This is a genomic window from Streptomyces sp. B1866, from assembly GCF_031932565.1.
Lineage (GTDB): Bacteria > Actinomycetota > Actinomycetes > Streptomycetales > Streptomycetaceae > Streptomyces.
The window spans coordinates 1-550 of the sequence record NZ_JAVSCF010000592.1 but is presented as its reverse complement, the minus strand read 5'-3'; the positions used below and the strand labels follow the sequence as shown (position 1 = coordinate 550).

General features: G+C 83.5%; 1 pseudogene. It reads left to right on the top strand.

What is annotated here, in order from left to right:
- Positions 1-328, top strand: a pseudogene (locus RKE29_RS30340) (SAM-dependent methyltransferase); the annotation flags it as partial.
- Positions 329-550: the final 222 nt, after the last annotated feature.

Genomic DNA, 550 nt, shown 5'->3' with positions numbered 1-550 from the left:
GCTGCGGGCCGCCTCGGGCGACGGCGGCGGCGCGGCCGACGCGCCCGGGCCGCGCCCGCTGTCGGGCCGGGACGACCTGGACGACCTGGCTCGCGACGCCGGGCTGCGGCCGGCCGGCTCGGGGCGGGTGGCCTGCCCGTTCGGGTACGCGGACGCGGACAGCGCGGTGCGCGGCCTGCTGTCGACCGGCCTGTTCGACGCGGCCGAGCGGGCCGCCGACCGGGCGCGCGTGGAGACGCGGATGCGCGCGGCCCTGCGCCCGTACCGCCGCGAGGACGGCACGGTGTGGATGCCGAACGTCTTCCGGTACGTCATCGCCCGCGCCTGACCGCCCCGGTCCCGCGGGCGGCGACGGCCCTCCGGGCGCCGGTGCCCCTTCCGTAGCACCGGCGCCCGGGGCACGCGGACGCGGCGCACGCGAACGCGGGCCGCGCGGACGCCCGGCCGCCGCTCCCGCGACGGCACTCCCCGCTCCCCCGGGCCGGACTCCCCGGCCGGACTCCACCCGGCGGCGGGGGCGCTTGCGGCGGGCGGCCGCTGCCCCGCGCGG